Annotated in this window: 12 protein-coding genes; 1 reads left to right on the plus strand and 11 read right to left on the minus strand. The window is 56.5% G+C overall.

Annotation, left to right across the window (positions count from 1 at the left end; translation table 11 throughout):
* The 11 genes from C4885_RS14360 to C4885_RS14410 form a co-directional block, all read right to left on the minus strand.
* Positions 1 to 1,512, minus strand: a 1,512-nt coding sequence (locus C4885_RS14360; protein ID WP_147237851.1) for a hypothetical protein, incomplete at its 3' end; no start/stop codon positions are given.
* Positions 1,513 to 1,516: 4 nt separating this feature from the next.
* Positions 1,517 to 2,077 carry a Gp15 family bacteriophage protein gene (locus C4885_RS14365; protein WP_114000990.1) on the minus strand — a complete coding sequence of 187 codons (561 nt, stop codon included), beginning with the start codon at positions 2,075 to 2,077 and terminating at the stop codon, positions 1,517 to 1,519.
* Entirely contained in the window at positions 2,074 to 2,517 is a 444-nt protein-coding gene (locus C4885_RS14370; RefSeq protein WP_114000991.1) for a hypothetical protein, read from the minus strand. Before C4885_RS14370 ends, C4885_RS14365 begins: the two co-directional genes overlap by 4 nt.
* A gap of 21 nt (positions 2,518 to 2,538) precedes the next feature.
* Positions 2,539 to 3,027: a hypothetical protein gene (locus tag C4885_RS14375; protein ID WP_114000992.1), complete on the minus strand. Its 489-nt coding sequence runs from the start codon at positions 3,025 to 3,027 to the stop codon at positions 2,539 to 2,541.
* A complete protein-coding gene (locus tag C4885_RS14380) occupies positions 3,024 to 3,443 on the minus strand; it encodes a hypothetical protein (protein ID WP_114000993.1) in 420 nt (139 codons plus the stop codon). The genes C4885_RS14375 and C4885_RS14380 overlap by 4 nt, the downstream gene beginning before the upstream one ends.
* A complete protein-coding gene (locus tag C4885_RS14385; RefSeq protein ID WP_114000994.1) occupies positions 3,440 to 3,799 on the minus strand; it encodes a minor capsid protein in 360 nt (119 codons plus the stop codon). The genes C4885_RS14380 and C4885_RS14385 overlap by 4 nt, the downstream gene beginning before the upstream one ends.
* Positions 3,799 to 4,209 carry a hypothetical protein gene (locus C4885_RS14390; RefSeq protein WP_114000995.1) on the minus strand — a complete coding sequence of 137 codons (411 nt, stop codon included), beginning with the start codon at positions 4,207 to 4,209 and terminating at the stop codon, positions 3,799 to 3,801. Before C4885_RS14390 ends, C4885_RS14385 begins: the two co-directional genes overlap by 1 nt.
* Positions 4,210 to 4,226: 17 nt before the next feature.
* Positions 4,227 to 4,637 (minus strand): hypothetical protein, encoded by a 411-nt coding sequence (locus C4885_RS14395; protein WP_114000996.1) that lies wholly within the window; start codon positions 4,635 to 4,637, stop codon positions 4,227 to 4,229.
* Between the two features lie 17 nt (positions 4,638 to 4,654).
* Positions 4,655 to 5,677: a hypothetical protein gene (locus C4885_RS14400; protein WP_114000997.1), complete on the minus strand. Its 1,023-nt coding sequence runs from the start codon at positions 5,675 to 5,677 to the stop codon at positions 4,655 to 4,657.
* 12 nt (positions 5,678 to 5,689) lie between these two features.
* Complete coding sequence (locus tag C4885_RS14405; protein WP_114000998.1) at positions 5,690 to 6,322, minus strand: hypothetical protein; 633 nt, start codon at positions 6,320 to 6,322, stop codon at positions 5,690 to 5,692.
* A gap of 387 nt (positions 6,323 to 6,709) precedes the next feature.
* Positions 6,710 to 6,910: a hypothetical protein gene (locus tag C4885_RS14410; RefSeq protein WP_114000999.1), complete on the minus strand. Its 201-nt coding sequence runs from the start codon at positions 6,908 to 6,910 to the stop codon at positions 6,710 to 6,712.
* A gap of 168 nt (positions 6,911 to 7,078) precedes the next feature.
* Here C4885_RS14410 and C4885_RS14415 point away from each other — a divergent pair, with 168 nt between their 5' ends.
* Positions 7,079 to 7,771 carry an amidoligase family protein gene (locus tag C4885_RS14415; RefSeq protein WP_158538917.1) on the plus strand — a complete coding sequence of 231 codons (693 nt, stop codon included), beginning with the start codon at positions 7,079 to 7,081 and terminating at the stop codon, positions 7,769 to 7,771.
* Positions 7,772 to 7,781 lie beyond the last annotated feature (10 nt).

The following is a 7,781-nucleotide window of genomic DNA, read 5'->3' on the forward strand; positions in this document are numbered from 1 at the left end:
CGGCCAGGGGATCGCCGCCATGGCTTCATTCAGCTTTTGGGCGAAAAGCTGCCCGACCTGGTTCCATTCGCCTGCCTGGATGGCAGCCAGCACGGAATCCAGGAACGGGCTTTTTGCGTCAAAGTTATAATTGGGAGTGATACTGCTGGCGCCCGAACCGCCGGAGGAGCTGTCCTTCTTATCTAACCGTTCGATTTCATCAAACCCGGCCAGGCTCTGGGCGGCTTCTTTCGCGGCTTTCGAGATTCCACTCATGCCCTTGGCCGCGGCCTTGGCGGAGGATACCGTCTTGCCGGTCAGGAACGCCACCAGCTTTGCAAGGTAGGCAAATACGGTTGCCGCTGCGTTGGCCAGCGTAGTCAGAGCAGGGGCCAGAACTTGAATTAACGGTGCAGCAGCAGTAGCCGCAGCACCTTGCAGGTTGCCAAGGGCCTGCCGCAGGGACGTGCTGGAAAGCAGGGCAGCGCCCATGTAGTTGGTCATCTTGCGCAGCCCCGCACTGACGAGATTGAATATCAGGGCGCCCGATACAAGGCTCATCAGGCGGTTGCGGAATCGGGCGAGGACCTTCGTGCTCCGTGTCAGCCGGTTACGCACGCTCTGCACGGCGCGCTGAATTGCACCGAAAGCTTTCGTACCAATGCTGCCAACCGAACGAAGAGCATTGCTGAGCATGCCAGAGAGCGTGCTACCCAGTTTTTCCGCTCTTCTCTGTGCGCCGCCGACCGCTTTATCGAGTAACCCCGCGCCGGGATTTTTTGCAGACGTACTCTGTGAGGCCGATGCGGGGTGCTGCGAGCTGTCTTTGTCTTGCGCTGCGAGCGCTTTCTTGGTTTCAGCTACAATGCGTTCTGCGTGCTGTGTGGCTGTCTCCTCGGTGTCTCCGTAGAGCTTGCGCTGGCGCTCCTCGATCTTAGCAAAGGATGATTCGATGGCGGCTGCCTGCTTATTGAAGTAGGCTTGCATCTCGTCGTCCCCGGAAATGTGCTGGATCAGGTCTTTCTGGCGTTTCACCGCCTGATTTTCTTGCTCCAGCTGCGCTGTTAAGGCATCATGTCGCTGCTGCAACGCCTGGACAGCGCCGTCCTGTGCTTGATAAGCGGTGGCAGTTTCATCCAGAATGGATTCTTGTTTGCTTAACGAGGCGAGGAGTTCACTTTGCTGCTTCATCAGCTTCGTCTCACCCTGCATACGAGCCTTCAAGACTTTCCGTACCCCTGCATCGTTCATACTGGGGTAATCACTTTTGATGCTTTGCAGGTGTGCCTGTTCAGCGGCATCAATCTGACGATTTACCTTGTCAAGCTCAGCTGCGGTCTCTGCGGCTTTCTGCCGAGCGCCCTCCAGCTGTTCTTGGAGCTTACTGCGTCCGCTCTGGGCGGTGGCTATCTGCTTACCCAGGTCTTTGATTTGAGATGCTGTGCTCTTTACGCTGGCTTCCAGCGATTTAAGGTCGGCCTCGGCCCCCTTTTTATTGATTCGAGCGTCGATGACGATCTTATTCTCGGCCACGGCTTCACCCCCCTAAAAGTGCGAGCAATCTTTGTTTCTCGGCTTTGTCCTCTGCGCTTTCTGGCGTTCGGAGTTTTATCAATTTTTCGTTTTCTCTGGCAAATTCCAACTCGGATTTCTCCAGCTTTTTTCCCTTTGCGCGCTTGTTCCGAATGTTCACCACTTGGGCAAATAGCCCATCACCAATGCCCTGAAAAGCGCCTAAAAATTCCCACCAGTGCAGATACTCGCATCTCCGGCAGCTGTATCCGAGCACCTTATCCACGGCTGGTGCGATCATCCCCGCATCCTGTTCCCAGTCCACCAAGCGGGGGAGATGCTTTGCGGAGGAGTTTTCCTGGCCCGCGCTGATAAAAGTAAACGCCGCCCGGAGCGCCGCATTGGCGTCGGGCAGCGCTTGCCAGTCTGGGTACATGATTTCGAGGCAGGCGAGGTACTGCTCCTGCTGGGATAGTTCGGGATCTGCCAGTGCGGCCAGGGCATCGAGCACAGCCCTGAAATCAGAGCGGATTGCGAACGTCTGCCCGCACACGTCTACGGTGGTGGGAAGTTCCCACGCGCTCACGCCTTCTGGCCAGGGGCGAGGCCCTTGGTCTTATCAGCGTAGGCGGCAGTACGCGTCTGCACGCGTTTCTGGCAGGCCTTGACGGCGTCTCCTACTGCGTCCTGGATAATGGGGACAATCGCCTGCAGGACTTTTTCGAAGACCATTGTGCCATCAGGCAGCAGGGCCAGCGCCGAGATGCCTTTGAAGAATACGTCAGAAGCTTTGCTGCCGAAGATGTAGTCCACCTGCGCCTTGATGGCCTGGTCGGCGTCCACAACGTCGGAGATCTGCGCGTCGTCAGTCAGGCCATCGGCCAATTTCTGGATTGCGTTGCCCGCCTCTTCCAGTCGTGCCACGATACCTACATCGGCGGGATTGATATAAATCGTCCCCAACGGTGTACCGTCTGCATCAGTCACCTCGTAGCTCTTCAAGCCTCTGTCAATTTTCAGTTCCATGCTGCGCCTCCTTTGGACTTATCACTCCGCGGGAGTGAAAGCCTTGGTCGAAGTGTTGAACGTACCCTTGGTTTTTACGCCGGTATAATGCACATTAAAGGGGATCTGGTAGCCAGTGGTATCGCCGCCATAGCTGGATACCTCGACGTAGCATTCCTCACGTACAGCAGGGAAGGTACCGGACGTCCCACTTTCCCAGAGCTTGACCTCCACGATGTCGGTTTTCAGGTCATCCAGCACCAGGTCGCCGTCGATGATGGCCTGCAGCTTTTCAAACAGGGGATCGCCCTTTTCGGCGTAGTAGGGGCTTACCTCGCCCTGTTTCTGGTAGCTGTCAATGGTGATAGAGGTCTGACCCAGGATGTTGTTCTTCTTCTCCACGTTGGCAGAGAGCTCAGGACTGTACTCCTCAAGGTCCGCGCCCAGGCGAACGTAGCTGGCCTCGCCCTCGCTGTCCTTAGCAAAGTGGGCGTTCAGGTAGTGGGCCATGTATTTGCGTTCCAGTTTCATGCTTCCAACTCCTTCGTATGGATCGTGATTTGGATCTGGTATCGTGCTGCGTTGGCATCAGCACTAGTTAAAATACCAGCGTTGCTGGCTTCGATTTTTTCCACTTCATAACCAGCAATCTGTGGATAATTGTGCGCACGCTCTGCACCCCGGAGCCAGTTGGCCAGGTTAGCGAAAAAATCCGCCGCAGCAATGTTGCCCTTAAGGGTGGCACCATAGGGGAGCTGCGCCACAAATGTGAGCTTGTAGGTGACGTGGTCAATGCCCAGAATATCCTCCCGGTGGGTTTCACCCGCCGTGCAAAGGGTGTATTCCGTGGCCTGGCTGCCCAGGTAGTTGGCATTGAACCGGTCGGTCTTATCAATCAGCGGGCACTGTGCCCGCAGCCACGCTCTGGTGGCGTCGAGTGCGTTCATTCCGCGTGTCCTCCTGCGATCTGTGCGGCACCCCGGATGATTTCGTCCCCGTGGTCAGCCCAGCTGCGCTGCGCCCAGTAAGCCCCGCGCATAGGGGCACCGTTGAAGTTCCATTCCGGGTGGGACCAGATGGGCCGAATGTATGGCGTTGCATACACAATCTTGCCGGAACCGATAACGCTGTTTGTGATGGCGCTGTCCTTTGCGGCACCGGTGCGGAATGGTACATAGGGGTCCGTCACCCGGATGAAAGAGGAGTCTACAAACTTTTGTGCCGGGCTCATTGGCCCCAGCCGGCGCTGAATTTCCAGATCCAGCCCGGAGAGATCGATCTCGACGTCAAAATCAACGTGCATCAGTGCGCCTCTACATACCAGTGCGGATTGCGCCTCTGGCCGCGGTTGTCGTGGACAGCCAGCACGGTCAGCTGGGTGCCCGCGTAGGTGATGTGGTCGCCAGGGCGCAGCGTCCACGCTGGGGCGGCAGGCACGCTTTCCTGGGTGCTCCACTGTGCAGGGGTGATGAACGTGTCGTCAACGACAACGCCCGATTCTGGGGCCTCTGGGCGGGCCGACGTGCTGTGTCTGCAAAAGATGCGAATCTGCATCACCGAGGCGGCGCTCAGACCATCCGCATTTGCCGCTGCAATAGTCTTGGCATGTACGCTTACCCCCGATAACAGGGTAGTGACCTCTGTCTCCTCGTCCGTTTCGTTATTGCAAAACAAGCAGGACAAAAGCACAGACTTATCTGCAAGCAAGGGCATGTGTGTACCTCCAAAAGTCAGCGTCTCGCGCGGGGATGGTAGACTGCACCGGCAAGGAGCATCCAGTTGGCGCCCGGAGCACCGAGAGTCTGCCGGATAATCTGCGCGCATCGGGTAACGTATTCCTTGCGGGTGTCCGAAGCGGCGGCGTAGCTTTCACTGTAGCCATCATTGCTGGAGCTGGTAACGGCCCCACTGCCGGAGCTTTCTTCTACCTGCGCCTGCTTGGTGGCCTCGCTGATCAGCAGTGCTTCGCAGTCCAGCAGGTACTTGATGCTTACGGTGTCTGCCGCAATGGCTGCCCGCCAGTGCGTGGCTTCCATGATCTGCAGCGTAGCCTGCGCTGCTGCGCGCGGAAAGTCGGATTCTGCAATGTCTGCGTATCCGTAAGCGCAATAGTCTGCATAAGTCAGCCAGCTGTCCACCATGGTGCTTCTCCTGTCTGTTAAGCGCCCAGCTTGTCGGCGCGGATTTCGATCTTGCCGATACGCACGTTCTGGTGCTCGAAGCGCAGCGCCCAGTTGGCCTTGGCAGTGAATTCAGCGTCGGTCGGGGTCTCCCCGGAGATGTTATCGGCCAGGAAAGACACGCCGTTCGGGTGCAGAATCCAGCTGCGGGTGTTGTACAGAATGTCGGTACCGCCGCCCAGCTCCGGGTTGTAGTCGGTGTAATCCGGGGTGGTGACGGCAGGGGTGGCCTCCAGGAAGCAGCCCTGACCGAACAGGTAGCAATCGTAGATAGTAACTTTCTTCTTAGGCTCGGAGGCACCCTCTTCGATCACATGGCTGGTGCCACGGTCATTCACGATGACGATCAAGCCGTTGATGGTCGGCAGTTCCACTTCGCGCTGGAGCACGTTGGTAATGGTGTACTTGTTGTAGCCCACCAGGCCCATTTTCTGGTACTCAGCAAAAATCTTGGAGTGCATGACGAACAAGCCAAACTTGCGGGCAAACTCGCCCAGCGCTGCCTGCTGGCCGTCAATCAGCAGGCCAGAAGTTACGCCACCGGTGGCAGTCATGACGTGGGATGCCAGGCCGCCCAGCTGCAAGACGGCGTCTGCGGTCTTGACCAGCAGGCCCTGGCGGTACACACGCCAGTACTGGGCGGTGTGACGGGCTACAGCCTGAATGGGGTTAGCAGCGGTCAGTTCGCGTACCAGCTGGTTGGCCTTCCAGGCTTTCATGCGATCCATACGGATGAAGGACTGCTTGCCGCCGGAGATCTCGACGGGGGTGTTGTTGGTGGTACCGTTGCGGACCAGAGGTGCGTCGGTGTCCGGATCCAGCGGGTTGTAGAAACGAGTGGTGCCCACCGTGCCGCCGTTATCCAGCAAGGTGGTCATGTTGGTGTCGGATGCCAGGATACCGGAAGCGATGATGCTGTCGGTGAACACGGGTTCCTGGTCCACAAATGAGCCATAGACTTCCGGGTCAAACGGGAAGCCGCCAAAAGTGCCAGTAGGCATAGGTTATCCTCCTCAGTAAATGGTGTGTGCAGCTGCTCGGCTCTTGGCCCACAAATCGGCAAAGAGCGCGGGGTTCTTGGCTTTGAGTTCCATGCGTGCCATGTAGTCCATCATTGCAAACTCTTTGGTTGTGGGGTCGCTGCCAGATGCAGCCTTGGTGTTGTTAGGTTTGGGCACGACAACCTTGCGGGAAGTCTGCCCGTCGTCCTGCGGTTCTTCGGGAGCCTTGGCGAACCAGTGCGGCTTGGTCTGAGTTTTCAGCTTGTCCACGGCTGCGCGGATGTCAGCATCCAGATTGGAGCTGCCGCGCAGTGCCGTGTCCTGAGACAGCAGGTTGATTACATCATCCGCATCGATCGCCCCCGCATCCTGCGCAGCGTTCCGGGCAAAATCGCGGAAGCGGTAATCTGCGGCCTGCTCATCAAGCTGGGTCTGCAGCTGCTGGACCTGCTGGAGTGCGGATGCCAGGTCAGACGGTTTCTGCGTACCGAATGCGGCCAGGCCCTGCTGGGCGGCGTTCAGCTGCTGCTGGAGGGCCTCCTCGCGGCTGTGTGCGGCTGCGCTGTCCCTGCCTGCCAATGTCATGACGGCGTCTACCTGGGCTTCGCTCAAGCCCTCGATTGCTCTCAGATCTTCACGTTTCATAGGTTCCTCCCTTTGGGCTACGGCATGTTTTCCGTCCTGCCACGACGACGCCCAACCCGCCCGATTCCGCTCGGCGTCAGCGATCTTGAGATTATCGTACCATGGTTTCCGGAGGAAAATGTGACAACTTTTTTCCATGCTGTGCGTCAACCGTGTCAACCATGGCAACCGATTTCCTATAAGACCCTTACGCGTGGGTATACGTGGGCGTATCCCTTATTTATTTATTATTTATATTTTATAGTAATATTTGGTTGACATTAGTTGACAAGGGTATATTAGAACGATAACTCGTGATTTACGCGTCAACCGTGTGCGTCAACCGCGTCAACCATGGCAACCAAAAACCAAAGCCCCCGGAAGCTCAAAAACTTCCAGGGGCTTTGGTCATTTAGTGAATGGTTTTCCGTGCTCTTCCAGGTAGGCGTCCATGGCTTTTTTCAGCACTCCGCTTACGGTGTCACCGTTTTCGGCAACCACCTGTTTGGCGTGGGCGGCATAGTCTCGGTGGACCTTGCAGCCCAGAACACAGCGGTTTGCTTTTTCCCAGTCATTGCGCCATTTCTTTTGTTTTTCGGTCAGTGGCATTGTCTCACCTCCTAATCGGTATTATACCACGGTACTGCTATGGTTCAACCGTACTAAATTACACAAGGATTTCGTGTACACCTTGTGCAGTTTAGCGTCTTGCAAAGTCAGGCAACCAGAGCTAACATACACACGATCCAAGAAAAAATGACGGAGGTAAACGAAAAAATGAACGAAATCCTGAATCAGAAGTTCGGCGTAGAGGTCGAGATGTACAATATCTCTCGCTCGAAAGCTGCCCAGATTGTGGCCACTACCCTGACGGAGCTGACCGGGGTATCCTGGAATTATTCGCTTCCCGGCATGCACCTGGATGAGCGAAGAATTTACCCTGTCAGCGACCCGACTCGCCACAATGTCTGGAAAATCGAATCGGATAGCTCCATCCAGGCTCGCAATGCATGGGAACGCACGGAACTGGTCAGCCCGGTTCTTACCTGGGAGCAGATGCCTTTGCTGCAGCAGATCATCCGCAACCTGCGTGCAGCAGGCGCAAGGAGCGACCCAGCGCATCAGTGCGGGGTGCATGTTCATGTTGATGGGACAGGGCATACTGCCAGGAGCCTGCTGAACCTGACCAATATCATGGCCAGCCATGAGCAGCTGCTGATTGGTTCCATCGGCATTGCACCTGCTCGGATGCGCTGGTGCCAGACGGTAGATCAGAACTTTCTGCTGGCGGTCAATGCTCGCGCGCCTCAAAGTCTGCGTGAGCTGGAGGAAGTTTGGTATGCTGCGCAGACGGGCCATGCCTACAATGTGGGGCACTATGACCAGACCCGCTATCATATGTTTTATGGCAAGAAAGCGATTATGTATCCCACGTTCCAAACTTTAATTGTACAGCGACAAAAATTATAAAAACAGTCTG

This window comes from Subdoligranulum sp. APC924/74 (assembly GCF_003324125.1).
Lineage (GTDB): Bacteria > Bacillota > Clostridia > Oscillospirales > Ruminococcaceae > Gemmiger > Gemmiger qucibialis.